Origin of the sequence: Wenzhouxiangella sp. AB-CW3 (genome assembly GCF_014725735.1) — a bacterium.
GTDB lineage: Bacteria > Pseudomonadota > Gammaproteobacteria > Xanthomonadales > Wenzhouxiangellaceae > Wenzhouxiangella.
In genome coordinates this window covers 3,810,559-3,835,455 of record NZ_CP061368.1, presented here as the reverse complement: position 1 = coordinate 3,835,455, position 24,897 = coordinate 3,810,559, and the positions used below count along the sequence as shown (strand labels likewise).

The window sequence follows — 24,897 nt, the reverse complement described above, 5'->3', positions numbered from 1 at the left end:
AGCATATTCATAGTGAGCCTGCCCCCACTGAAGACCCTTCCCGCCTTCGAGGCCGTTGCCCGGCTCAACAGCTTTTCGCTCGCCGCCGGCGAAATGAACCTGACCCAGAGCGCCATCAGCCACCAGATCCGCGCCCTGGAAGACAGCCTGGGCGAGGAGTTGTTCGTGCGCGCCGGGCGCAAGCTGTCGCTGACCGAAGCCGGCGAACAATTCCTGGAAGCGGTGGCACCGGCGCTGGCGCAGATCGAACGAGCCGCGGTCAGACTTCGCGGCAGCAGCGATGAACGCCTGCGCCTGGCCGTCCCCAGTTCGCTGGCGGTGTGCTGGCTGATTCCACGGCTGCCCCAGTTCCAGCGCCAGCACCCGGGAATCGAGATCGACCTGGAGATGCTTTCGGACATGCCGCATATGTCCGATCGCATTGCCGATTGCTTTCTGACGGTGCGATACCGTCAGCGCGGTTATCAGTCGCAGCGTCTCTACGTCGAGCAGTTGTTCGCGATCTGCTCGCGGCCTTACTGGCAGCAGATGCAGAAGCGCCTGAGAGAAGAGAAACTGCTGGCCGATGACGAGCCGCGTTCGCTGGATCCGGGATGGCTGCTCCGGTATCGCCTGCTATCGGCGGCCAGCCTGTTCGACCGGCCGGGGGAAGATTGGCGCCGCTGGTTTGCCGCCGCCGGTGCCGAACTGCCGACAGATGCCAGACTGCATCACTTCAGTCACATGCTGCTGGCCCACGAAGCAGCCCGACACGATCAGGGCATTGCGCTGGCCAACGATTACATGATCGATACCGCCGCCGATCCCGACCTGGTGCGTCTGCCCGTGCCTCCCATGGCCACCGGCGATGAGTTCCACCTGGCTTACAAGACCAGCCGTCGCAACGAAGCTGCTATTCGGGCACTGGCCGCATGGTTGGAGGAACAGGCCGCGCGTTCAGGCTGGTGATCGACGACGCGCCGAGGTTACTGGTTCCGGCCCGGCCCGTCTTCGGGCGGCCGCGCAGACTGTGACTGGCTCCGGCCCTGTGGTGGCTCGGTGGGCCGAGCGCCCTGATTGCCTGGCAATGGATGATGGCGTCGACGAGGCGAGCGCCGGCCACCATTGAACAACCGTTGTACCAGGCGGGCAATGAGCAGAAGAGAAATGATGCGACGCATGTTCGGGCTCCGGGCAGAGATCGGAAGTATTGTTCCATGCTGAACCGTGGCCGACCGGCTTGTCAAACCCGGCTTGGCTTCAGCACGGATCAGCCTTCCGGCCGGCGGTCCATCCACACGTCAATCCACACCGGTGACAGGTCAGTCGCTTCGCTTAGCCATTGCCCCACGGCCTGCTCCACCCGCTCGCATTCATCACAGCCCTGGCGTCGGTAGAGCAGGATGAAGACGTCGCCCGCGGGCAGGTCGGCGATCTCGATGTCGTCTCCGGCCGGATCGGTGACATTCCCGAGCAGGCGGTCGAGACGCACCATGGTACGGGCGCGGCGCTCCCGCTTCACCGTGAGGTTGAGTTCGCGCTCGAAGCCCCGCCGAAAACCGTCGAGATGCCAGGAACCGGAATGGTCATAGAGGTAGATGAACAACTGGGGCACCCGCACAATCACGCCTTCGCGCCGTGCCTGGGCACGGACATTGCCGACCAGGCGCTCATGATCGATGATCACCGACTGGCGCTGAAACAGGTCGATACGTTCGGCCACGAGATCATCGACTTCGGCCGAGACCGGTGCAAACAGAACGATGGAGAAGACAAGCATGAGATATCGCATGGGGACAAAGTATATCGTGCTGTCATTCCCCGGGTGTCATCGGCTACAATCTCGCACCCCATGACCCGGCCACTCGACACCCTCAACCCCCAGCAACGCGCCGCGGTCGTGCATATCGATTCGCCGCTGCTGGTGCTGGCCGGTGCCGGCTCGGGCAAGACACGCGTGATCACCGAAAAGATCGCCTGGTTGATCGATCGCGATCATTTTCCGGCGCGGCACATCGCCGCGATTACCTTCACCAACAAGGCCGCGCGCGAGATGCGCAGTCGTATCGGCAAGCGCCTGGGTCGCAAGGCGGTCGAGGGGCTGACCATCTCCACATTCCACTCGCTGGGCTGGCAGATCCTCAAGTCCGAGCCGGAAGCCGCCGGGCGCAGAAAGGGCATGAGCATTCTCGACCAGCATACCGGCGGCGACCTGGTTCGCGAACTATTGCCCTCGGGCGCACCCAACGACATGGTGTGGGCAGTACAGGCCGGCATCGGCCGCTACAAGGATGCCGGCATTCCGCCCGATCGCGCACTGGCCCTGGCCGATGACGAGAATGACGCCCGTGCCGCCGAGATCTATGCCGGTTACAGCGAACGCCTGGTGGCCCTCAACGCGGTTGATTTCGACGATCTGATCACCATCCCCGCGCGCCTGCTCGAGGACCCCGAAATCCGCACTCGCTGGCGTCGGCGCTTGCAGTACCTGCTGGTCGATGAATACCAGGACACCAGCGAGGCGCAGTACCGCCTGCTCAGCCAGTTGACCGAGAGCACCGGTGCGTTCACCGCCGTGGGCGACGACGACCAGTCGATCTACGGCTGGCGCGGCGCGCGGCCGGAAAACCTCGCCAGCCTGAAGACCGACTGGCCCAACCTCACCGTCATCAAGCTCGAGCAGAACTACCGCTCCACCGGCCGCATCCTGTCGGCGGCCAACGCGGTCATTGCCTGCAACCCGCACGATTTCGAAAAGAAGCTGTGGAGCCAACACGGACCCGGCGATCCCATCGAGATCGTCGAATACGTCGACGAAGCCGACGAGGCCGAAGGCATTGCCCGCGGCATTCTGTCCGAAGTCCACGGCAACCGCCAGCGCTTTGGCGATTGTGCCGTGCTGTATCGATCCAACTACCAGGCCCGCGCCATCGAGCAGCAATTGCGCGAATACGGCATTCCCTACGTGGTCTCCGGTGGCCCGAGCTGGTTCGACGCGCGCGAGATCCGCGATCTGCTCGCCTACCTGCGGCTGTTGATCAACCCCGAAGACAACCCGGCTTTCATGCGCGTGGCCAACGTGCCCCGGCGCGGACTGGGTTCCGGCGCGATGTCGCGCCTGACCACCTACGCCGATGCCATTCATGCCAGCCTGCTCGAAGCGGCCGCCGATGCCCGCTTCCAGGCCGAATTGCCCACCCCGGCACAACGCGGCCTGCGATCGTTCACCAACCTGCTGATCGAATTCAACGACCGCTTCGAGCGCGGAGAAATGAACGAACTGGGCGAATTGTTCCGCGAACTGACCGAACACATCGGCTATTTCGATTTCATCTGCGAATCCGAAGTCGACCCGCGCAAGCGCGAGCGCCGCCGCAAGAGCATGGACGACCTGATCGGCTGGATCGGGCGGCTGGCCGACAGCGTGAGCTCCGGCGAGGAACTGATCGCGCGCGTCTCCCTGGCCGCCGGCCCCGACGACGACCGCCACGACGGCGCCGATCTGGTCCGCATGATGACCCTGCACGCGGCCAAAGGGCTGGAGTTCTCGCGCGTATGGCTGCCCGGTTGCGAGGAAGGTCTGCTGCCGCACACCCGTTCCATCGACGATGGCCAGATCGAGGAAGAACGCCGCCTGATGTATGTCGGCATCACCCGCGCCGAACGCAAGCTGGCCATCAGCTATGTCAACAAGCGCCGTCGCGGCGGAGAACAGGTCGAAACCACCCCCAGCCGCTTCCTCGACGAGCTGCCCGAAGAACACACCCGCTGGCCGGCCCGACGGGCCAGTGAAAAGCCAAGTGCCGAGGATGCGAAGGATCAGATTGCGGCGCTGAAGGCAATGCTGGAGGGCTGAAAGAAGGCAAGCAAAAGTCGCCCCGGCCGAAGAGCCGGGGCCTCGCACGGTCATGCGAGCACGGCGGTTGAATCAGGAGCTGTATGCCATGCAGATCCCTCCACGTGCGAGATCCCGGATATCGCCTGCGGCGATTCCGGGATGACGGACAACCTATTATTCTCCCATCTCCCATCTCCCATCTTCCGTCTTCCGCCTCCCGTCCAACCGACATACAATCCCCCCATGCGTCCGATCATCCTCAAGCTCCTGGTCGCCACCATCACCGTCGCCGCACTGGTCGCCTGCCATGCCAACGAACCCTGGGTGGAGGTCAAGGGCAAGCGGTTTTATGTCGAGATTGCCGATGATGATGAAAGCCGGGCGCGGGGGCTGATGTTTCGTGACGAGCTGGCCGACAATCGCGGCATGTTATTCATCTTCCGGCAGGAAGCGCCGCGCAGTTTCTGGATGCGCAACACCCGCATACCGCTCGACATCATCTACCTCGACCGCGACTTGCGTGTGGTTTCCATTGTTCACAACGCGCGCCCCTGCCGTACCCGAAGCGGTCGTTGCCCCAGCTATCCCAGCGAAGGCCCGGCCATGTACGTGCTGGAAGTCAATGCCGGATTCGCGCGGTCGCTGGAACTGCAACGTGGCGATCAGTTGAGTGCCGGCAATGTGCCCCACCTGGAGTGAATTGCCGGAATCGGTGCCTCAAGCCCGACCGGCCCTGTCTGGCACAATGAAAAAATGAGTGATCAATCTTTCATGCTGGTGCAGTTGACTGACTGCCACGTTTCCGCCGACCCCGAAACCGATTATCGCGGCTGCAACCCGCTGCGCGAGCTGCGCACGCTCGAAGCGCTGGTGCAGGAACTCAAGCCCGACGCCATTGTGCTCAGCGGCGATGTTTCCGAAGACGGGTCGGCCGAGTCGTATCGACACGTCGCCGACCAGGTTGAGACCTGGGCCCGGCCGGTGGCCTGGTTGCCGGGCAATCACGATGAGCGGGCGGTGATGGAAGAGGCGCTGGACCGGCCCGGTTTCATCGCCGGGCCCGTCTGCCAGTTCGGCGGCTGGCAGGTGGTGTTGCTGGATTCTGCCTGGCATGACCGGCCCGAAGGCGAACTCAACGACGCCCGCCTGGCCCCGCTGGACGAACTCCAGCCCGACCGGCCGGCCCTGGTGTTCGTGCACCACCAGCCCGTTGCCGTGAATTCGCCGTGGATCGACAAGTACCCGCTGATCGAGAACCATCGCCTGTGGCAACGGCTCGACAGCCGCACAGTCCGGGCCGTCGCCTTCGGTCACGTTCACCAGGTCTACGAAGGCAGCCACAATGGCATCGCCTGTTTGTCGGCGCCTTCCACCGTGGCCAACAGTGAACGGGATACACCGCGCTTCAAGCTCGATCAGGCCGGTCCGGGCCTGCGCTGGTTTCGGCTTTGGCCCGACGGGCGCTGGGAATCAGGTACCCGCCGCGCCTGATCACGGGGCGGTGGAAAGGAAACTACATCTCCACCATTTCGAAGTCTTCCTTGCCGGCGCCGCAATCCGGGCAGACCCAGTCCTCGGGCACATCTTCCCAGCGCGTGCCCGGCGGTATGCCATCGTCAGGCCATCCTTCCTCTTCGTCGTAGATCAGGCCACAGACAATGCACATCCACTGCTTGTAAGGTTGCTCTTCGCTCACGGGTTAAGATTCCCTGATTCAAAATATTCGGCCCGTATTCTAAATGAACGACAAACGAGATTTTCTCAAGCGCGGACTGTATGCCGTCACCCCGGCCAACCGCGCCCCGGCGCAGTTGCTGCCGGATGCCGAAGCGGCACTTGCCGGCGGTGTGCGTCTGCTGCAGTACCGGGCCAAGCCCCGTCCGGATCCGGACGTTGCGCGCGAACTCCTCAAACTCTGCCGCCGCAATGGGGCGGCCCTGATCATTAACGACGATATCGAACTGGCCGCCATACTCGATGCCCATGGTGTGCACCTGGGCCGAGACGACGCCCGCCCGGAACGCGCCCGCGAAGCGCTGGGCCCAGACGCCATCATCGGCGTGAGCTGCTACAACGATCTTGATCGCGCCCGCGAGATGCTGGCCGCCGAACCCGACTACCTGGCCTTCGGCAGCGTGTTTGCCTCACCGACCAAGCCCGATGCCGTAAACTGTCCGCCCGACGTGATCACTGCCGCCCGTGACCTGGGCCTGCCGGTAACCGCCATCGGGGGCATCACTCTGGATAACGCCCCGACCGTCATCGACGCCGGCGCCGACCTGCTGGCCGTGATCACCGACCTGTTTGACGCCGACAACATCGAACAACGCGCCCGACAATTCCAGGAGCTGTTTTCATCATGAGCCAATCTCACGATCTGTTCGAACGTGCCCGTGCCCGCATCCCCGGTGGCGTCAATTCGCCGGTGCGTGCTTTTGCCGCCGTGGGTGGCGAACCCGTGTTCTTCGACCGGGCCGACGGCGCCTACCTGTTCGATGTCGACGGGCAGCGCTACATCGACTATGTCGGTTCCTGGGGCCCGATGATCTGCGGCCACGCCCACCCCTACATCGTCGAAGCCGTACAGAAGGCCGCCGCCAACGGCCTGAGTTTCGGCGCGCCCGCTCCCGGCGAGGTCACCATGGCCGAGATGCTATGTGAGCTGATCCCGTCACTGGAGCGTGTGCGCATGGTCAACTCCGGTACCGAAGCGACCATGAGCGCCATCCGTGTGGCGCGCGCGGCCACCCAACGCGATCGCATCCTCAAGTTCGAGGGCAACTATCACGGCCACGGCGATTCCTTCCTGGTCAAGGCCGGCAGCGGCGCCCAGACCCTGGGCGTGCCCACCTCGCCCGGCGTGCCCGAAGCGCTGGCCGAGCTCACCCTCAACGCCCGCTTCAACGACCTCGACAGCGTCCGCGAACTGTTCGAACAACACCCCGACGACATCGCCTGCATCATCGTCGAGCCCATTGCCGGCAATATGAATTGCGTGTTGCCCGAACCGGGCTTTCTGCAAGGCCTGCGCCAGATCTGCGACGAGTATGGCGCAGTCCTGATCTTCGACGAAGTCATGACCGGTTTTCGGGTCGGCCCCACCGGCGCCCAGGGCCTGTTCGACGTCACCCCGGACCTGACCACCTTCGGCAAGGTCATCGGTGCCGGCATGCCCGTCGGCGCCTTCGGCGGCAAGCACGAATACATGAAACTGGTCGCACCCGAAGGCCCGGTCTACCAGGCCGGCACCCTGTCGGGCAACCCCGTGGCCATGGCCGCCGGCATCGCCAACCTGGAACTGCTGCGAGCGCCGGATTTTTACGACCACCTGGCCAGCCACACCCGGCACCTGGCCGACGGCCTCAAGCAAGCCGCCGCTTCAGCCGGCATCCCCATGACCACCGTGGCCGTGGGCGGCATGTTCGGCTATTTCTTCACGGCCGAGAGCAAGGTCAGCGACTTCGAGCAGGCCGCGGCCTGCAACATCGAGCAGTTCAAGACCTTCTTCACCCGCATGCTCGCCGAAGGCGTGTATTTCGCACCCTCGGCCTTCGAAGCCGGCTTCGTATCCAGCGCCCACACGGAAACCGACATCCGAGAAACCGTCAACCGGGCCCGCCACGCACTGGAGAAAATGGCCGCAGATGATGTAACCTAAGAACAGGGCGGTTGACGTTTGTGCACGGCTTCGGCGGTAGCGTGTCTGCCGAAATCCCATTAAAGAACCGAACCCAAAGGACTCAGCACAGCCCGCCCTCCGCGCTGCAAGACGTGGGTGTAGATCTGGGTCGTTCGAATATCGCTGTGCCCCAATTGCTCTTGCACGGTTCGAATGTCCGCACCGCGTTCCAGCAGGTGAGTGGCAAACGAATGGCGCAGCGAATGGCAACTGGCTGGCTTGGAAACCCCCGCCTCCCGTATCGCTCCGGCAACCGCCCGCTGAACGATGGATGCGTTGAGATGGTGACGTCGCATTTCACCGCTTCGCGGGTCACGACTCAAGGAGCCAGACACGAAAACATACTGCCAGCCCCACGACTGGGCAGCGTTCGGGTACTTGCGCGCCAAGGCGTTTGGAAGGAATACAGAGCCATGGCCCGCCGACAAATCCCGCTCGAACAGCGATTTTCGCGGCCCCAAGTGGCTCTTGAGCGGCTCGATGAGCTCGTCGGCCAGGGTCACAACACGATCCTTGCCGCCTTTGCCGTCACGCACGAAAATGGCCCGACGATCAAAATCCAGATCCTTGACGCGAATCCGGAGACTTTCCAGCAAGCGCAAACCGGAACCATACTGCAGGCAGGCAACCAACCACTTCTCGCCGCGCAACCGCAAAAGCACCCGACGAACTTCCTCAACCGTAAGCACCACTGGAAGCTTGGCGGGCCTTTTGGGCCTAACCACATCCCCCAGTTGCTCCAACGGGCGCTCCAGCACATGCCGATACAGGAAAACCAGAGCATTAAGTGCCTGATTCTGAGTATTGACCGCCACATTCCTCCTGACTGCAAGGTGGGTCAGAAAGGACCTGACCTCTGCCTCACCCATCGTTTCCGGATGGCGCTTGTTGTGAAAAAGAATGAAACGCCTCGTCCAGGCCACATAAGCCTGTTCAGTACGAATACTGTAGTGGCGAACTCGAATCGCCTCCCGAACACGGTCAAGAAACCGACTTCCGTTGCTTCGAACGCGCATTGTGATCCCCAAACTGTATTTTTATATACATTACGAGGTCTTGAGAGGTCGTGCAACCCCAGGAAAATGATCCCGCAGCCTATCCCCTACAAAAAGCTCAGGGCGCTACGCCAGAAGCAACCTGCAATAATCAGGAGTCAAGGGCATTTGCAGCTCCCGAACAAGAAACCGCCCGAAGTCATTGAAACTGGATAGAAGCCCCATCGCCGTGTTAAAACACCGCGATACGCCATCTACTAACTGTTACACATACTCAGGAGGCTTTTGAGGTTGCTATACAAGTACAGAGGAATAAAGGACTTCCGTTTTTTTACAGACATAATTCTGAAAAGTCGCCTATACGCGGCGCCGTACTTCGACCTTAACGACCCAATGGAAGGAAAATACCTCTATAGCCAAAGTGGAGGGTCACTTGATGAAGATATGCGAAGGCTCCTGAAAGGCGAGAAGGAGAAGCTGCGTATCTGCGCCTTATCGCGGGATCCGAATAATGAGCTGATGTGGTCACATTACTCCGAGGGACACAGGGGCGTCGTTGTTGGTATAGAAATTGACCGCGCGAAATATGAAGTGCGTGCGATAGAGTACGATGGTCTTCATAGGGTTGGGCTAGATAATTTCCACAACGGATCTGCAATTGACGTTCTTAGCCATAAGCTTGATGTTTGGCAGTACGAAGAAGAGGAGAGGGTTTTTACTAAGGGGAAACATTTCGTGGATGTCTCGGTGCACAAGATCATCTGTGGTAGCCGGATGAGTACCCAGGATAAAGGATTTATTACTGAGCTTGTAGAGAAACTTGATCCGCAGATTGAGATTATTAATGCGCGCACTGACTCAGCGTATGTGTAACAAATGGCTGTTGTCGGACGCGCCTACGCTAGCGCTTCGGCGCGCCGCAAAGCCAAGGCGTTGGGCGTCATGACAGTCAACATCATCAACCTTGCTGATCAAATTCATCACGTTGAAGAACTGTCCAGGCTTCATCACAGTGAATGGGGGCACCTTTCACCGCATGTTGACCTGGCTACAAGAACGACTCGGCTGACCGAAGCGTCGGGAAGGTCCGAGATCCCGACTGTCTTTGTTGCCGTTGACGGTTCATTTCTTATTGGATCAGTGGCATTAGTAGATAATGATATGAAAAACCGGCCAGAGTTGTCGCCTTGGCTCGCTGCTGTCTATGTCAAGCCGGAGTGTAGGAGAAGCGGCATTGCTTCCATGCTTATTTCATATGCTGAGGAGGTGGCAATCTCTCTTTGCGTAGAAACGCTCTATCTCTTCACAGAGAGTCAGGAGGAATTCTATACTCGCAAAGGCTGGAAGCTCATTGAGCGTGCGGACTATTTTGGCTTTCCAGTCTCGGTGATGAAAAAACGGCTATTTGCCGGGGATGGTCATGGTTAGAAGCGCGTCAGTCGGTCACCGGCACAAGCCGCCCAACAAAGGGTTCAACCGGACGCCGGTAAGCTCCGGGCCGGCAATGCCGGGCAAGCGCAGTGGCGGCGCCGGTTAACCCAAACGTTATGTTTCACAACCCGACATTATGAAGATTCGAGTTACGAAAACAGAAGCGGCACAGCGCCAAGCGGATACGGCGGTTCGCATGCTTTTTTCTGGAGAAGACCCGGTTTCAATTCATACACTCGCGATGGCAAGCTTTAGGATCCTTCGGGACTTAGCCGAACACCAAGGAGACAATTCATTTTTAATGGACACGAGGTCTCTAATAAGGCCAGGCGAAGAGCGCAGATTCTGGGGAGGGCTTCAGTCTTTTTCAAACTTTCTCAAGCATGCTGATCGCGATCCCGACGCAGTCAAAGAGAATATCGACGAAAAAACAAATGACGCGATATTGCATTTTGTCACTGAGCTATATGCAACACTAGGCAATGATCTAACACCGGAGATGCGAGTTTTGAAGTACTGGTTTATTGGAAAGAATTCCCACTTGCTCAAGGATGACCCTGAGTCCATACAATTTAAGGAGGTTGCAGAGATGTTTTCTCCTGATTTGCGGGGCCTATCCAGAGCTGAAGAACTCGCTAAGGGGGCCGAGTACCTAGCTATGGCCAAGTCTCGCAAATGAAACATAACCAAGGGTTCAACCGGACGCCGGTAAGCTTCACGGCGGCGAAGCCGGGCGAACTCAGTGGCGGCGCCGGTTAACCCAAACGTTGGGTGTAATGAGTAAGGAGTTGCCAGTAATGGACCTGATTCAGAAAGCAATCGAGACGCAGGAAGCGCACCAATCAATGAAGAGGTTTAATATCTCATTCTTTTGGCGGTGTTTGTGGGGCCCTTCAACTAAATTTGGACGAATCAGACATCTAGAGATCAAGCGGCACCAAGAACTAATTCACGTACTCAATGAGTCCTTACATAAAGGCCAAGGCGTTGAGTCAAATCCGAGATATTGGATAGAGCACTGCGACCTGCTTATTCTGAACAATGAGAGTCGCAGTCATTTATTTAATGGCGCAATCGCCGCTTTAGCCCTGCTTACAGCACTAAGCCTTGCTCCGGGTATCCCAAACATGATAGCCATTACCCCCATTTTTACCGTTCCATTCTTCTTCGCCAAGTTCAATCTCGCGGCCTACTCAATGCACCTTAATCAAATTCGCTATTTACTTGAGAAGATCGATAAGAGCGCATATAGAAAAAACTTCACGCCTGATTGCACTTACACCCAACAAAATGCTCAAGCGGACGCGGGGCAACTTTCGGGCCGGCAAAGCCGGGCTAGCTCTGTGGCCGCGCCGCTTAGCATAGACGTTATGTGCCAGGTGCCGAATTGTGATCCAATGACGACATGAGAATAGCACTTAGAACAAGTGGAGGTAGAGGTGAGTACGAGCTCGCAGGCTCGCACGGTGCCATCTCAGTTTCAGATGTCATTGACAATGAAATCGCAATTCAAATTTTCCCAAACATTGTTATTTCCACAGGAAATTTTGTTCGTCGACGCGACGGTAAGCCAAGAATTCGTCTAGGAGATGATGTTGGTTTGCGCCATATCTATCTGGTCTTGGCCGATGTTCTATTGTTGCCGAAACCAAAACGTGAACTTTCAAAAACTCCTGGTGGAAAGGTCCAGCTTACGGATGATAATTACTCTATATCATCGGTTCAGTTTGATGTTGTTAGCATTCGGGATGGCAATGTCACGATTCAGCCAACGAACGTGATGATTTCAAACTCGTCAGCCAATTTGGCAAGGCTAGATGTTTTGGAAAGACTCCGAATCATTTTGGATGTTTGGTCGAGTGCCAGTGGGCGAGGAGACGATCTGAGTCAATATTTGCGTCAACACTCGGAAGCTGTCAAAGCTGGAGATCTTGCAAAAATTAAAGCAACAGCTTCTAGAATTCGAGGAAAGTATGAGAATGGTGACCCATTGCGCGAAGCCCTTAGGGATTTGAGTCTCCTAGATCAATTTACATACTGGGCTGGAATACACGCGGCATCGCTGCATGATGTGTACGACCATGATCCTACTCCACCGGCTACAGCAATTGAGAAAAGAATTCGTGAATGGCGCTTACAAGCAAGTCGTGGTCCTGAAGGAAGGAAGTTTAGTGCACACGTGAAGGAGGCCTATCGCAATACCTGTTTGTTCACTGGAGATTTTTTACCCAAGTCAGACTATGTTTCAAGCCCAGGGGTTGACTCAGCGCATATTCTGCCTTGGGCGCAATTCGACTTAAATTCAGTGAACAACGGCCTTTGCTTAAACAAGCTCTGCCATTGGGCTTTTGATCAAGGAGTTCTTCGTCTTGATTTCATAAAATCGACCCAAGAGTACATGCTATCGCTAGGTAGCCGAGCGTTAGAAGCTGAAAAGGAAGGACTAATTCGTCTTGATGGCTTTAAAGGCTTGGTAGGTGCCCTGCCGGAGAGTCGTTTCCCATTAGACCGGCACCTTTGGCCTGATCCTTCATACCTCGAGCAATATAACGACTCACTGCCAGGCTGATTTCCCCTCTAGATAGTTCCTAATTCTATATGCCAGCCACTCAGCAACCGGGGGAGTAACGGCATTTCCGAGTGCGTGGTATCGGGCTGAATCGAGGTCGTCGCCTTCAAGTCTATGGCTTGGCGGGATGGTCCATCCTCGAGGAAAGGCCATCACACCTTCGCACTCTGAGGGAACCAGCCGGCGTACCATTCCAATCTTCGGGTAACATACATAGTTGCGGCTCCAATCCGTGCCAGTGTGCCGAGCAGATGTAGCGTAAAGGCAATAGGCAATTGACTGAATTACTGGTCCGTCGCCGCAAGGATCTCCAATGACTTCCTGAAATGCGGTTTTAGGTTTCTTCCCATTCTGTCCGCCCTTCGCAGAATCCCTCGGGCTGCGTTGGGGCTCAAAAAGTATTTCTGATGGACCGCACCCGTCTCGATAACATCCGACAATGTAGACTCTTTGACGCGACTGGGGGACTCCGAAGTTTTTGCTGTTAAAAGTACGCCACCCAACAGCATACCCGAGTTCGGCCAACGTGCTGAGCAGGACTGCGAAATCTTCTCCTTTGTGGGAGCTAAGGAGGCCTGCAACGTTTTCGATAACAAGAATTCGGGGCTTACTTTCTCCAACCAATCGAGCAAACTCATGAAAGAGTCCAGACCGACTTCCTTTAAGTCCTGCTCGTTTGCCCATTCGAGCAAGTGATAAGTCTTGGCATGGGAAGCCTCCGACCCAAACAGTTGAAGTTGGTATATCGTTTCCATTTAATTCACGGATGTCCTCAAATTTAGGGGTATCTGGCCAGTGTTTCGTCAAAATTTCACGGCAAAAAGGTTCAATTTCGCACTGCATAGAAGTAGTAAACCCGGCTTTTTCAAAGCCAATCTCGAACCCTCCGATGCCGGAAAAAAAGGAGGCCACTTTGTGGTCAAATGGTCCAGGCTCGCGAATCTCAAGCGCTTCGCTAGTGCCACTTAAGTGGTAGGCTTTGATGCGATAGATGTCTTCTTCTCGGAAATGTCGCCAGTTGTTTTTGTCGCGTGCAACATCCTCGACTTTCCCGCTGAGTAACCAGCGTTTCAGTGTGATGGGCGAAACCCCGATTTCTTGCGCCGCTTTTGTTAGTCTCATGAAGTCATGTTCTAGGTAGCGATCCGTATCGAGCCGTATCATATCCGAAAGACTGGCACATAACAAGTCGCTCAAGTTCGTTCCGGCCTTCGGCCTCCACCGGACGCGGCTAAAGCCGCGCCGCTTAGCTCAGACGTGTGTGCCGGGCATGGCACGAGACTAGAGAGGTGTAAGTCCTCTTACCAGGTATTCGCAGAGCCGAAGGTTAGGAGAAGGGCAAGGGCGTCATCGTGAGGTGGGGTCTGGAGGAAGCCCAATCCAAAGCGGCGGGGCGACGAACAGGAACTGGATATGAGGTGTGACGTAGACGGGGCCAGTGGGCACGTGACCATGAAGCCCTCCATCTGCAATCGGTCTGCGTTTTATAAATCCAGCGTCTACGCCGTGACAGTTTCGTGTCTTACCCCGGGAGGTCTCCCCGGTGCTTCGCTTTGCGAAGCTGAGCGCTGAGCAATTGGCGCTGACCGCCTGGGAGAAGTCAGCCGAGGGCATAGTAGGTGATTGGCGTCACTGAAGGCCCGAACGATGAACGAGGATGATCGACCGAGTATGAGTGACCGGACCGCCTCAGAGAATCGACGCGAGTCGGCCGTGCCTGGAGCACGGGAGGAATCGGTGACTGGGGAAAGGACCGATCTGGCCTCGACATCCACTGTCTCGCTGTGGGAGAAGGTGCTGGAACGCAGCAACCTGCAGCGGGCAGTCAAGCAAGTACGCCAGAACAAGGGCGCGCCGGGCATTGACGGGATGAGCGTTGATGCACTACCGGACTTCCTTCGCCAGAACTGGCCTGCGATCCGCGATCAACTGGAAGCGGGGCAGTATCGCCCGCAACCGGTCCGGCGGGTCCGTATCCCCAAGGCCGACGGACGGGAACGCCTGCTGGGGATCCCGACGGTTCTGGACCGCTTCATCCAGCAAGCCGTTGCGCAGGTGGTATCGGCGCAATGGGACCCCCACTTCCATCCCCGCAGCTATGGCTTCCGGCCGGGCAAGTCGGCGCACCAGGCTCTCAAGCGCCTGCAAGCCGACATTCGGGCGGGCGGCCAGTGGACGGTAGACCTGGACCTGGCGGCGTTCTTCGACCGGGTCAACCTGTCAATGGCCATCTATTTTGACCCACTTTTGGCCATTTATTTTGACCCACCGTGTGTCGTCTAGCTCGTGGTTTTCTGTTTCAAGCGATAGCTCTCTCCTCCCAGCATGAAGATGTGTGAGTGGTGGATGACGCGGTCAATGATCGGTACCGCCACGGCGTCATCGTGGAAGAAGGCTCCCCAGTTGCTGAAGTCCTTGTTGGTGGTCAGGATGATTGAGCGGTACTCATACAGGCTATTGATCAGCTGGAACAGGTTGTAGCGGGCTTGCCGGGTCATGGGCAGGTAGCCCAGCTCATCGATCACCAGCACATCGTACTTACCCAACTGTCTCAGCCGTTTTTTCAGTTCACCTTTCATCTCGGCCAGCTCCAGGTCTTCGACCAGCGCCAGTGCCGTGCGGAACAGCACCTTGTAGCCGGCTTCAATGGCCTTCAGAGCAATGCCGATGGCCAAGTGCGTTTTGCCCACCCCGGGCGGACCGATGAACACCAGGTTTTGGCGCTCATCGATGAAGCCGAAGTCCAGCAGGGCGCTGACCTGACGCTTGGTGATGGTGGTCTGGTGGCGGTAGTCGAACGCTTCTAGCGGCTTGTGCGCCGGCAGCTGTGCCTGTTTCAGGTGCCGATCGATGCGGCGGCGGGTGCGCTCGGCCAGCTCGTGCTCGGCGATCTGCCGGGCAAACTCCAGATAGGACAGCTCGTTGGCTTCGGCTTGGGCCAGCAGCTCACCCAGGTGCCCGGCGGTGGCGCTCAGGCGCAGGCTGCGGTACTGGGACTGGGTCTGTTCAAGCCGACTCATGGGTCACCTCCTGGCCACTGGAGCGGCCAACCTGAGCATAGGCTTGCAGGGCCGAGACAGGCATTCGGTCCTCAGGATCAGGCGTTGTGTTGGTATCGGGGGCTCGCCCGCGGTCTCGAGCTTGCTGCCACGCCTCCAGGTAGCGTTGCACGGTGCTGGCGGTCAACCGGGGCTGCTGAGTCAGTGTCTGCAGCAGTTCGGCGTCGACGGGTCCATGCCGGTTGAGCAGATCACGCAGGCCTGCCAGTTGGTCCTTGTAGATCCTCGGCGAGGTCACCTTGAGCAGGTGGCACAGCGTCTCGCCCTGACCGTCGGGCAGCTGTTGGCAGATGGCCGCTTCCAGATCCGCGATGCGCTGGGCCGGATCCCGGTAGTGGTGGTTGTTCTTGATCGTGCGGCCTTTCTCCAGACACAGAACATGCCCAGCAATGCGCTCGCCGCTCTCCAGGTCGTGGATATGCAGGTGACCCTCCTGTTCACAGACACCCACCTGGGCCCGCTGCCAGCGCAGGGGCACTGAGTACTGGTTGGCTTTCCACGAGATCAGCCCGGTTTTGTCGGCCCGGCGGGTCTCGTGGTCAGGGCGAGCCTGAAGCAGGCTTTGCGCCACAATGTAGGGACGCAGGTGTGCGCGCTCGTCGGCCTCGAAGTGGGCCCGCGGCTGGCGACCGGTGGCGCCGTGCTTGCGAACATTGGCCACGGCCTCCAACCAGCCTTGCAGGTGCTGGCACAGCGCCGTCTCGCTCTCGAAGCACTCCCCGTAAAGGGCGTCCTGCTTGACGTACTTGACCCCGGCCTCCACCTTGCCCTTGCTCTCGGGATCATAGCCCTCGCAGGCATGGATCCGGTAGCCGGCAGTCGTGGCGTACTGGTGAAAGCGTTGATTGAGCGTCAGCTCTCGGTACCGCTCGTGGATCACCACGAGCTTGGTCTGATCGTATACACACTCCTCAGGCACACCACCAAAGTAGCGGAAGGCTTCGTCGTGAAGCTGGATGAACGCCTCGGTGTCCAGAGGCTGGAATCGCACCCCCACGTACATCAGCCGTGAACAGGCCAGAACGAAGACCACGAAGTAGACCACCCGCTCCACCCCTGCGATCATCACTCCGCGCAGCTCGCCGGGGTCAACCTGGCACTGAACGCCGGGTACGGCGTCAACCACCGGCTCGTAATAACGAGTCTGGCCGTTGGCGATTTGCTCCTTGAGCGCTCGCACGTAGCGGCGCAGGCTACGCTCAGAGGCTGGCAACTCGCCCACTTTCTCACGAAGTCGCCGAGCCAGCTTGATGGCGCTCAGCCGGGGATACGTCTTGAGCTGATGGATGAGGAAATCTCGATACTCGTCCAGACGCTTGCTACGCGAGGGATCCTCCTGGGCTTGGCTGATCGCCATCTCGTTCAGTCTCAGGTACTTGCGAACCGTGTTACGGGCAATGCCCAGTTCCCGGCTGATCGCCCGGACCGATAGGCCCCGCCCCTGATCGTGTAATGCTTTGATTTTGTGAATCACAACCCACTCCTTCAATGATCTGTCCCGGCTTATTTGTCTGGCACGGGACGCTACAGTGTTTTGTGGCCAAAGCCACCCGGGGTGGGTCAAAATTGTTGGCCAATAGTGGGTCAGTTTAGTTGGCCATTAACACAACCACGACCGGTTGATGCGCCGGCTCAAGGATCATGTCCCGGATCGTCGTCTGCTGCGACTGATCAACCGTTTTCTGACCGCCGGGGTGATGGATGGAGACCACTGGAGCCCGACGAATGCCGGTGTGCCGCAAGGCGGCCCGCTGTCACCGGTCCTGGCCAACGTGGTGCTGGATGAGCTGGACTGGGAGCTCGAGCGGCGCGGCCACCGCTTCGTCCGATATGCTGACGACTGCCAGATACTGGTGCGGAGTCAACGTGCCGGCGAGCGGGTGATGAACAGCATCAAGCGCTTTGTCGAAGACTCACTCCGGCTCGAAGTGAATACACGCAAAAGCGCGGTCGACCGACCGTGGTACCGCCAGTTTTTGGGGTTTACGGTCACCCGTGGGGATCACCGGCTGAAAGTGTCGCCCAAGGCACTGGCCCGGTTGAAAACCCACTTGCGGGTCCTGACCCGCCGCACGAGAGGCCACCGTTTGGCCGATGTCGTGGCAGACTTGAGAGACTACCTGCTTGGATGGAAAGCGTACTTCGGGATTGCCGAAGTACCGAGCCCACTGCGCGAGATCGACAAATGGCTGCGGCGACGATTACGCTGTTATCTCTGGAAGCAATGGGGCCGCTCGGGCTACCGCCAGCTTCGCCGTCGTGGCGTGAGCGTGCGGGATGCCTGGCAGACATCCAAATCGGCCCACGGGCCGTGGCGGCTGTCGCACACCCCGGCGCTATACCGGGCTCTGCCCGCGAGGTATTTTGCTGACTTGGGACTACCGAGCCTGGCCCCCTCTGTCAGGATAGTTGTCGTCTCCTCTAAAATAGTCTCCAAGAGGGGGCGGACAGGAGCTGACAGTGAAGTATTCAGAAGAACGCAGAAAATCAGTGCTGGCCAAATTGTGCCCACCACATAATCGAACGGTCCGAGAAGTCGCCGCTGAGGAAGGCATTTCTGAGCCGACGGTGTACTTGTGGCGCAAGCAGGCTCGGGAGCGCGGAGAGCTGTACCCCGATGCCGGATCTGACGCCCAGGGCTGGAGTGCTCGGGACAAGTTCGCGGCCGTGATTGAAACGGCTTCGATGAACGAGTCTGAGCGCTCGGAATACTGCCGCAAGCGCGGCCTGTATCCTGAGCAGCTGGCTGCTTGGCGTCGGGCCTGCGAGCAGGCCAACGACTGGGCCGAGGAACGCACCGCCAGCCAAGTGAAGGCTGACCGGGAACAACGCCGGAAGATGCGCGAACTCGAGCGCGATCTGGCACGCAAGGAAAAGGCCCTGGCGGAGACGGCTGCCTTGCTTACCTTGTCAAAAAAAGCCCGGGCGATCTGGGGGGACGGAGAGGACGAATGATCAGCACCCCGGATCGCCAGAAAGCTGTTGAGCTGATCGACGAGGCCAGAACCGCTGGCGCCCGTCTCAGGCCCGCCTGCCAGGTGCTGGGCATCACGGCACGCACTTATCAGCGCTGGACGGCTGATGGCGGCGTGCGCGCCGACAAACGGCCTGAGGCAGTGCGCCCGTTGCCTTCTCACGCGCTCAAGCCTGAAGAACGGCAAGCGATTGTAACGGTCTGCAACGAGCCCGAGCACGCTTCCATGCCGCCGGGCCAGATCGTGCCGAAGTTGGCCGACGAGGGCCGCTACCTGGCCTCTGAGTCGAGCTTTTACCGCGTACTGAATGACGAGGACCAGCAGCACCATCGCGGTCGTGCCCGCAAGCCTGCAGCGGCCCGGCCGCCAGCGACGCACTGTGCCGATGCGCCCAACACCGTTTGGTGTTGGGACATCACCTGGTTGCCGGCCGATATCCGTGGGCGCTTCTTCTTCCTGTACCTGATCATGGATCTGTTCAGCCGCAAGATCGTAGGCTGGGAAGTGCATGATAGCGAGAGTGCCGTGCTGTCCAGTGAGCTGGTGCAGCAGACGGTCTGGCGGGAAGGCTGCGTCGATCAACCGCTGGTCCTCCATGGTGATAACGGCAGCCCGATCAAAGGTCAGACCGTCCAGGTCATGCTCGGCAAGCTGGGTATCACGGCCTCGTTCAGCCGACCGCGGGTCAGTGATGACAATGCCTTCGTCGAATCGTTGTTCCGAACCTGCAAGTATGTGCCGGACTTCCCGAAGACTGGCTTTGCCTCGCTGGAAGCGGCACGCGAGTGGGTCGCGCGCTTTGTCGAGTGGTACAACCATCAGCACAAGCATCGCGGGATCAACTACGTCACCCCGCACCAGCGCCACACTGGACAGGACATTGAGATCCTGGCCAAACGCCATGCCGTCTATCAAGCGGCGCGGGACAAGCATCCACAGCGCTGGAGTGGGGATACCCGCAACTGGTCTCCGGCAGGAGCCGTGTGGTTGAACCCGGAAAAGGAAAAGCAGCCGGAAAGTCAGGCTGCATGAGTATGGAAAAGGCGACTTCTATCTTGACAACCACCGCTGGTGGCGCGGTAGTGGTGTTCATCGAACCGCCGTGGTACGTGATCCGTATGCCCGGTGGTGTGGGAGGAGAGGCATCGTGAGGTGCCTCCCTATCCCGATTAGGTGCACGAATAGGGAGGTTTTGGTGGCAACAGTTCTCAGAGAGGGGCCATATCGGTTTTTTTGGTATAGCCATGCACCAGGCGAACCACCACATGTGCATGTGGATCGCGACAACTGTTCCGCCAAGTTCTGGCTGGAGCCGGTTGGTCTGGCTCGGAATATGGGCTTCCCAGCGCACGAACTACGGAAAATCCGCGGTATTGTAGAATCTAATCAACTGTTACTTCTGGAGGCCTGGAATGGGTACTTTGGCGCTTAACGCCGATGAGCGTGTTGACTCGGTTGAATTTACCGAGGAATTCCTGGTAGTTGGCCTAAAGGATGGCCGTCGAATTTCGGTGCCAATAGAGTGGTATCCGCGGCTTGCCCACGCTTCGGCGGCAGAACTCTCCAATTGGCAAATCTGTGGGGGTGGTTACGGGATCCACTGGCCGGACATCGACGAAGACCTCAGTACGGAAGGCCTCCTTCGAGGCGCACCGGCACCTAACAAAGGGATCAACCGGACGCCGGAAAGCTCCGGGCCGGCATAGCCGGGCGAGTCCGGTGGCGGCGCCGGTTAACCCAAACGTTAGGCGCTAAGGTCAATCATCCAAGACTACTTCAAATAGGCATATGGAATCATTAACCCGCATCATAGGATTATTCGACTACCTGGCAGAGGTTTCAGCAGCTTTCATTGCAATCGCTGGAGTTATCGCTACATACAAAGGATTTAGAGTCCCTGGCTCACTAATTGCTGTTGGCGGAACCCTCTTTCTACTAGGTCGCGTAGTTTTGTTTTTCTTTTCATCACAATCCACACCGCTTACTTTTTTGCTCATAAACTTAATGTTTCCAGGCCTCTTTCTATTTGCTGCAGGTATCTGCATGCTCGTATGGCAATTGCCAAAACATCGAAGTCGCGCCTAACAAAGGGTTCAACCGGACCCCGGTAAGCTTCGCGGCGGCAAAGCCGGGCGAGCCCAGTGGCGGCGCCGGTTAACCCAAACGTTAGGGACTCTATGAATCGCTATCGATGCCGAATTTGTGTGTTTGTTCTTGCACTCTTTGCAATAACATTCCTCTATGTACTGCACTCGTATCGAGCAACTCTCAATACAGAAATTGGGTTCCTTTATCATCCAGATACCAATCGAATATATGAGGTTGAGTTGAGCGCTTGGGTGGGGCATGAAACGCTTGCCCGTAGATTGATGCCATGGTCTAAAGCGCATTATGGGGTGACCGGCATAGGTGATTATCTAGGCCCCCTGAACGAAATTCTTGAACTAATCGAAAAAGACAAATCTTTAAAGCAGACAGATCAAGGGCAATGGGTGGAGCGGCGTGGACAGTCTGCGAATGAATGGCTAGAAAAGGTTGCCACCCAAGGTTTATCCGTATGGGAATTCAGCTATACAGATATCGCATATCTAATCCGGACCGATATAGATCGATCCGATGAACTGATTAACCTGTTGCCAGGTATTGAGAAGTACGATTTTGACCCTTCTGAATACATGCTCACCGTAGATGCTTTTGTCGCGAATCGAAGTTCAGAGTCCAATAGCCACGATATAGAAACACTGTCTCAAGCGCTTCTAATTAGGGGAAGGTCTGCCGCTTATCTGAGATATCTCGGTGTTAATGATCCATATTTCACCAATGTCAGCCCCTAACAAAGCGCTCAAGTTCGTTCCGCGCTTCGCGCTCCACCGGACGCGGCATAGCCGCGCCGCTTAGCTAAATCGTGTGTGCCGGGCATGGCACGAGACTAGAGAGGTGTAAGTCCTCTTACCAGGTATTCGCAGAGCCGAAGGTTAGGAAAAGGGCAAGGGCGTCATCGTGAGGTGGGGTCTGGAGGACGGTGGTTGTCAAGATAGAAGTCGCCTTTTCCATACTCATGCAGCCTGACTTTCCGGCTGCTTTTCCTTTTCCGGGTTCAACCACACGGCTCCTGCCGGAGACCAGTTGCGGGTATCCCCACTCCAGCGCTGTGGATGCTTGTCCCGCGCCGCTTGATAGACGGCATGGCGTTTGGCCAGGATCTCAATGTCCTGTCCAGTGTGGCGCTGGTGCGGGGTGACGTAGTTGATCCCGCGATGCTTGTGCTGATGGTTGTACCACTCGACAAAGCGCGCGACCCACTCGCGTGCCGCTTCCAGCGAGGCAAAGCCAGTCTTCGGGAAGTCCGGCACATACTTGCAGGTTCGGAACAACGATTCGACGAAGGCATTGTCATCACTGACCCGCGGTCGGCTGAACGAGGCCGTGATACCCAGCTTGCCGAGCATGACCTGGACGGTCTGACCTTTGATCGGGCTGCCGTTATCACCATGGAGGACCAGCGGTTGATCGACGCAGCCTTCCCGCCAGACCGTCTGCTGCACCAGCTCACTGGACAGCACGGCACTCTCGCTATCATGCACTTCCCAGCCTACGATCTTGCGGCTGAACAGATCCATGATCAGGTACAGGAAGAAGAAGCGCCCACGGATATCGGCCGGCAACCAGGTGATGTCCCAACACCAAACGGTGTTGGGCGCATCGGCACAGTGCGTCGCTGGCGGCCGGGCCGCTGCAGGCTTGCGGGCACGACCGCGATGGTGCTGCTGGTCCTCGTCATTCAGTACGCGGTAAAAGCTCGACTCAGAGGCCAGGTAGCGGCCCTCGTCGGCCAACTTCGGCACGATCTGGCCCGGCGGCATGGAAGCGTGCTCGGGCTCGTTGCAGACCGTTACAATCGCTTGCCGTTCTTCAGGCTTGAGCGCGTGAGAAGGCAACGGGCGCACTGCCTCAGGCCGTTTGTCGGCGCGCACGCCGCCATCAGCCGTCCAGCGCTGATAAGTGCGTGCCGTGATGCCCAGCACCTGGCAGGCGGGCCTGAGACGGGCGCCAGCGGTTCTGGCCTCGTCGATCAGCTCAACAGCTTTCTGGCGATCCGGGGTGCTGATCATTCGTCCTCTCCGTCCCCCCAGATCGCCCGGGCTTTTTTTGACAAGGTAAGCAAGGCAGCCGTCTCTGCCAGGGCCTTTTCCTTGCGTGCCAGATCGCGCTCGAGTTCGCGCATCTTGCGACGCTGCTCACGATCAGTTTTGACCTGGCTGGCACTGCGCTCCTCGGCCCAGTCGTTGGCCTGTTCGCAGGCCCGGCGCCAGGTGGCCAGCTGCTCCGGATACAGGCCGCGCTTGCGGCAGTATTCCGAGCGCTCAGACTCGTTCATCGAAGCCGTTTCAATCACGGCCGCGAACTTGTCCCGAGCACTCCAGCCCTGGGCGTCAGATCCGGCATCGGGGTACAGCTCTCCGCGCTCCCGAGCCTGCTTGCGCCACAAGTACACCGTCGGCTCAGAAATGCCTTCCTCAGCGGCGACTTCTCGGACCGTTCGATTATGTGGTGGGCACAATTTGGCCAGCACTGATTTTCTGCGTTCTTCTGAATACTTCACTGTCAGCTCCTGTCCGCCCCCTCTTGGAGACTATTTTAGAGGAGACGACAACTATCCTGACAGAGGGGGAGGAAGCCCAATCCAAAGCGGCGGGGCGACGAACAGGAACTGGATATGAGGTGTGACGTAGACGGGGCCAGTGGGCACGTGACCATGAAGCCCTCCATCTGCAATCGGTCTGCGTTTTATAAATCCAGCGTCTACGCCGTGACAGTTTCGTGCCTTACCCCGGGAGGTCTCCCCGGTGCTTCGCTTTGCGAAGCTGAGCGCTGAGCAATTGGCGCTGACCGCCTGGGAGAAGTCAGCCGAGGGCATAGTAGGTGATTGGCGTCACTGAAGGCCCGAACGATGAACGAGGATGATCGACCGAGTATGAGTGACCGGACAGCCTCAGAGAATCGACAGGAGTCGGCCGTGCCCCGTGCACGGGAGGAATCGGTGACTGGGGAAAGGACCGATCCGGCCTCGACATCCACTGTCTCGCTGTGGGAGAAGGTGCTGGAACGCAGCAACCTGCAGCGGGCAGTCAAGCAAGTACGCCAGAACAAGGGCGCGCCGGGCATTGACGGGATGAGCGTTGATGCACTACCGGACTTCCTTCGCCAGAACTGGCCTGCGATCCGCGATCAACTGGAAGCGGGGCAGTATCGCCCGCAACCGGTCCGGCGGGTCCGCATCCCCAAGGCCGACGGACGGGAACGCCTGCTGGGCATCCCGACGGTTCTGGACCGCTTCATCCAGCAAGCCGTTGCGCAGGTGGTATCGGCGCAATGGGACCCCCACTTCCATCCCCGCAGCTATGGCTTCCGGCCGGGCAAGTCGGCGCACCAGGCTCTCAAGCGCCTGCAAGCCGACATTCGGGCGGGCGGCCAGTGGACGGTAGACCTGGACCTGGCGGCGTTCTTCGACCGGGTCAACCACGACCGGTTGATGCGCCGGCTCAAGGATCATGTCCCGGATCGTCGTCTGCTGCGACTGATCAACCGTTTTCTGACCGCCGGGGTGATGGATGGAGACCACTGGAGCCCGACGAATGCCGGTGTGCCGCAAGGCGGCCCGCTGTCACCGGTCCTGGCCAACGTGGTGCTGGATGAGCTGGATTGGGAGCTCGAGCGGCGCGGCCACCGCTTCGTCCGATATGCTGACGACTGCCAGATACTGGTGCGGAGTCAACGTGCCGGCGAGCGGGTGATGAACAGCATCAAGCGCTTTGTCGAAGACTCACTCCGGCTCGAAGTGAATACACGCAAAAGCGCGGTCGACCGACCGTGGTACCGCCAGTTTTTGGGGTTTACGGTCACCCGTGGGGATCACCGGCTGAAAGTGTCGCCCAAGGCACTGGCCCGGTTGAAAACCCACTTGCGGGTCCTGACCCGCCGCACGAGAGGCCACCGTTTGGCCGATGTCGTGGCAGACTTGAGAGACTACCTGCTTGGATGGAAAGCGTACTTCGGGATTGCCGAAGTACCGAGCCCACTGCGCGAGATCGACAAATGGCTGCGGCGACGATTACGCTGTTATCTCTGGAAGCAATGGGGCCGCTCGGGCTACCGCCAGCTTCGCCGTCGTGGCGTGAGCGTGCGGGATGCCTGGCAGACATCCAAATCGGCCCACGGGCCGTGGCGGCTGTCGCACACCCCGGCGCTATACCGGGCTCTGCCCGCGAGGTATTTTGCTGACTTGGGACTACCGAGCCTGGTGGCGCGGTAGTGGTGTTCATCGAACCGCCGTGGTACGTGATCCGTATGCCCGGTGGTGTGGGAGGAGAG

At 58.7% G+C, this 24,897-nt stretch carries 25 protein-coding genes; 18 read left to right on the top strand and 7 right to left on the bottom strand.

Translation table 11 applies throughout. From position 1 onward, the window contains the following. Positions 1-12 precede the first annotated feature (12 nt). On the top strand, positions 13-948 hold the full coding sequence (locus IC757_RS16585; RefSeq protein WP_190975375.1) for a LysR substrate-binding domain-containing protein: 936 nt from the start codon (positions 13-15) through the stop codon (positions 946-948). A gap of 301 nt (positions 949-1,249) precedes the next feature. Here the strand turns inward: IC757_RS16585 and IC757_RS16580 are convergent, their stop codons facing one another. Next, positions 1,250-1,759, bottom strand: a complete 510-nt coding sequence (locus tag IC757_RS16580; RefSeq protein WP_223846177.1) for a hypothetical protein — start codon at positions 1,757-1,759, stop codon at positions 1,250-1,252. 72 nt (positions 1,760-1,831) lie between these two features. Here IC757_RS16580 and IC757_RS16575 point away from each other — a divergent pair, with 72 nt between their 5' ends. The 3 genes from IC757_RS16575 to IC757_RS16565 all read left to right on the top strand — a co-directional run bounded on the left by IC757_RS16575 (position 1,832) and on the right by IC757_RS16565 (position 5,308). After that, positions 1,832-3,835 (top strand): ATP-dependent helicase, encoded by a 2,004-nt coding sequence (locus IC757_RS16575; RefSeq protein ID WP_190975373.1) that lies wholly within the window; start codon positions 1,832-1,834, stop codon positions 3,833-3,835. A 225-nt stretch (positions 3,836-4,060) separates the two neighbouring features. Next, positions 4,061-4,516 carry a DUF192 domain-containing protein gene (locus IC757_RS16570; RefSeq protein ID WP_190975372.1) on the top strand — a complete coding sequence of 152 codons (456 nt, stop codon included), beginning with the start codon at positions 4,061-4,063 and terminating at the stop codon, positions 4,514-4,516. A 54-nt stretch (positions 4,517-4,570) separates the two neighbouring features. Continuing rightward, positions 4,571-5,308 carry a metallophosphoesterase gene (locus IC757_RS16565; protein WP_190975371.1) on the top strand — a complete coding sequence of 246 codons (738 nt, stop codon included), beginning with the start codon at positions 4,571-4,573 and terminating at the stop codon, positions 5,306-5,308. A gap of 22 nt (positions 5,309-5,330) precedes the next feature. Here the strand turns inward: IC757_RS16565 and IC757_RS16560 are convergent, their stop codons facing one another. After that, positions 5,331-5,483, bottom strand: coding sequence for a rubredoxin (locus IC757_RS16560; protein WP_190977079.1), 153 nt, complete (start codon positions 5,481-5,483; stop codon positions 5,331-5,333). A gap of 73 nt (positions 5,484-5,556) precedes the next feature. On the opposite strand from IC757_RS16560, the gene thiE reads away from it, so the two are divergent. Both thiE and hemL read left to right on the top strand, forming a co-directional pair. After that, a complete protein-coding gene (gene thiE, locus IC757_RS16555; protein ID WP_190975370.1) occupies positions 5,557-6,180 on the top strand; it encodes a thiamine phosphate synthase in 624 nt (207 codons plus the stop codon). After that, positions 6,177-7,475 (top strand): glutamate-1-semialdehyde 2,1-aminomutase, encoded by a 1,299-nt coding sequence (gene hemL / locus IC757_RS16550; protein ID WP_190975369.1) that lies wholly within the window; start codon positions 6,177-6,179, stop codon positions 7,473-7,475. The genes thiE and hemL overlap by 4 nt, the downstream gene beginning before the upstream one ends. A gap of 59 nt (positions 7,476-7,534) precedes the next feature. Here hemL and IC757_RS16545 read toward each other — a convergent pair whose 3' ends face one another. Next, positions 7,535-8,512: an integron integrase gene (locus tag IC757_RS16545; RefSeq protein ID WP_190975368.1), complete on the bottom strand. Its 978-nt coding sequence runs from the start codon at positions 8,510-8,512 to the stop codon at positions 7,535-7,537. A gap of 270 nt (positions 8,513-8,782) precedes the next feature. Here IC757_RS16545 and IC757_RS16540 point away from each other — a divergent pair, with 270 nt between their 5' ends. The 5 genes from IC757_RS16540 (at position 8,783) to IC757_RS16520 (ending at position 12,491) form a co-directional block, all read left to right on the top strand. Further along, on the top strand, positions 8,783-9,364 hold the full coding sequence (locus IC757_RS16540) for a hypothetical protein (RefSeq protein ID WP_223846176.1): 582 nt from the start codon (positions 8,783-8,785) through the stop codon (positions 9,362-9,364). A 3-nt stretch (positions 9,365-9,367) separates the two neighbouring features. Then, the gene (locus IC757_RS16535) at positions 9,368-9,919 is read left to right on the top strand and encodes a GNAT family N-acetyltransferase (protein WP_190975367.1); all 552 of its coding nucleotides are present in this window, start codon (positions 9,368-9,370) and stop codon (positions 9,917-9,919) included. A 199-nt stretch (positions 9,920-10,118) separates the two neighbouring features. Further along, positions 10,119-10,601, top strand: coding sequence for a hypothetical protein (locus IC757_RS16530; RefSeq protein WP_190975366.1), 483 nt, complete (start codon positions 10,119-10,121; stop codon positions 10,599-10,601). Positions 10,602-10,719: 118 nt separating this feature from the next. Continuing rightward, positions 10,720-11,331, top strand: coding sequence for a hypothetical protein (locus IC757_RS16525; RefSeq protein WP_190975365.1), 612 nt, complete (start codon positions 10,720-10,722; stop codon positions 11,329-11,331). Further along, positions 11,328-12,491 carry an HNH endonuclease signature motif containing protein gene (locus tag IC757_RS16520; protein ID WP_190975364.1) on the top strand — a complete coding sequence of 388 codons (1,164 nt, stop codon included), beginning with the start codon at positions 11,328-11,330 and terminating at the stop codon, positions 12,489-12,491. Before IC757_RS16525 ends, IC757_RS16520 begins: the two co-directional genes overlap by 4 nt. Here IC757_RS16520 and dcm read toward each other — a convergent pair. Continuing rightward, positions 12,477-13,688: a DNA (cytosine-5-)-methyltransferase gene (dcm, locus tag IC757_RS16515; RefSeq protein ID WP_190975363.1), complete on the bottom strand. Its 1,212-nt coding sequence runs from the start codon at positions 13,686-13,688 to the stop codon at positions 12,477-12,479. The genes IC757_RS16520 and dcm overlap by 15 nt on opposite strands. Positions 13,689-14,162: 474 nt before the next feature. Here dcm and IC757_RS16510 point away from each other — a divergent pair, with 474 nt between their 5' ends. Next, on the top strand, positions 14,163-14,774 hold the full coding sequence (locus IC757_RS16510) for a reverse transcriptase domain-containing protein (protein ID WP_190975362.1): 612 nt from the start codon (positions 14,163-14,165) through the stop codon (positions 14,772-14,774). Here the strand turns inward: IC757_RS16510 and istB are convergent. Both istB and istA read right to left on the bottom strand, forming a co-directional pair. Beyond that, positions 14,771-15,511 carry an IS21-like element helper ATPase IstB gene (gene istB, locus IC757_RS16505; protein WP_190974355.1) on the bottom strand — a complete coding sequence of 247 codons (741 nt, stop codon included), beginning with the start codon at positions 15,509-15,511 and terminating at the stop codon, positions 14,771-14,773. The genes IC757_RS16510 and istB overlap by 4 nt on opposite strands. Further along, positions 15,498-17,024, bottom strand: coding sequence for an IS21 family transposase (istA, locus tag IC757_RS16500; protein WP_190975361.1), 1,527 nt, complete (start codon positions 17,022-17,024; stop codon positions 15,498-15,500). The genes istB and istA overlap by 14 nt, the downstream gene beginning before the upstream one ends. Before the next feature lie 145 nt (positions 17,025-17,169). Here istA and IC757_RS16495 point away from each other — a divergent pair, with 145 nt between their 5' ends. From IC757_RS16495 to IC757_RS16475, 5 genes are all read left to right on the top strand, one after another. Beyond that, a complete protein-coding gene (locus IC757_RS16495; RefSeq protein WP_263405575.1) occupies positions 17,170-18,069 on the top strand; it encodes a reverse transcriptase domain-containing protein in 900 nt (299 codons plus the stop codon). Continuing rightward, a protein-coding gene (locus IC757_RS16490) for an IS3 family transposase (protein ID WP_411913475.1) occupies positions 18,005-19,557 on the top strand; the annotation gives its coding sequence in 2 pieces (ribosomal slippage) (positions 18,005-18,479 and positions 18,479-19,557; 1,554 coding nt in all). Before IC757_RS16495 ends, IC757_RS16490 begins: the two co-directional genes overlap by 65 nt. A 70-nt stretch (positions 19,558-19,627) precedes the next feature. Then, on the top strand, positions 19,628-19,957 hold the full coding sequence (locus IC757_RS16485) for a DUF4160 domain-containing protein (protein ID WP_411913462.1): 330 nt from the start codon (positions 19,628-19,630) through the stop codon (positions 19,955-19,957). Continuing rightward, entirely contained in the window at positions 19,938-20,231 is a 294-nt protein-coding gene (locus tag IC757_RS16480; RefSeq protein ID WP_190975359.1) for a DUF2442 domain-containing protein, read from the top strand. Before IC757_RS16485 ends, IC757_RS16480 begins: the two co-directional genes overlap by 20 nt. Positions 20,232-20,729: 498 nt before the next feature. Then, complete coding sequence (locus tag IC757_RS16475; RefSeq protein WP_190975358.1) at positions 20,730-21,359, top strand: hypothetical protein; 630 nt, start codon at positions 20,730-20,732, stop codon at positions 21,357-21,359. Between the two features lie 222 nt (positions 21,360-21,581). On the opposite strand, the gene IC757_RS16470 is transcribed toward IC757_RS16475, so the two are convergent. Next, positions 21,582-23,134 (bottom strand): IS3 family transposase gene (locus IC757_RS16470; RefSeq protein ID WP_411913483.1). Its coding sequence is split into 2 segments (ribosomal slippage): positions 21,582-22,660 and positions 22,660-23,134, totalling 1,554 coding nucleotides; the frame shifts between segments, so codons are not numbered across the junction. A 408-nt stretch (positions 23,135-23,542) separates the two neighbouring features. Between IC757_RS16470 and ltrA the strand changes: the two genes are divergently transcribed. Further along, a complete protein-coding gene (gene ltrA, locus IC757_RS16465) occupies positions 23,543-24,838 on the top strand; it encodes a group II intron reverse transcriptase/maturase (RefSeq protein ID WP_223846173.1) in 1,296 nt (431 codons plus the stop codon). Positions 24,839-24,897 lie beyond the last annotated feature (59 nt).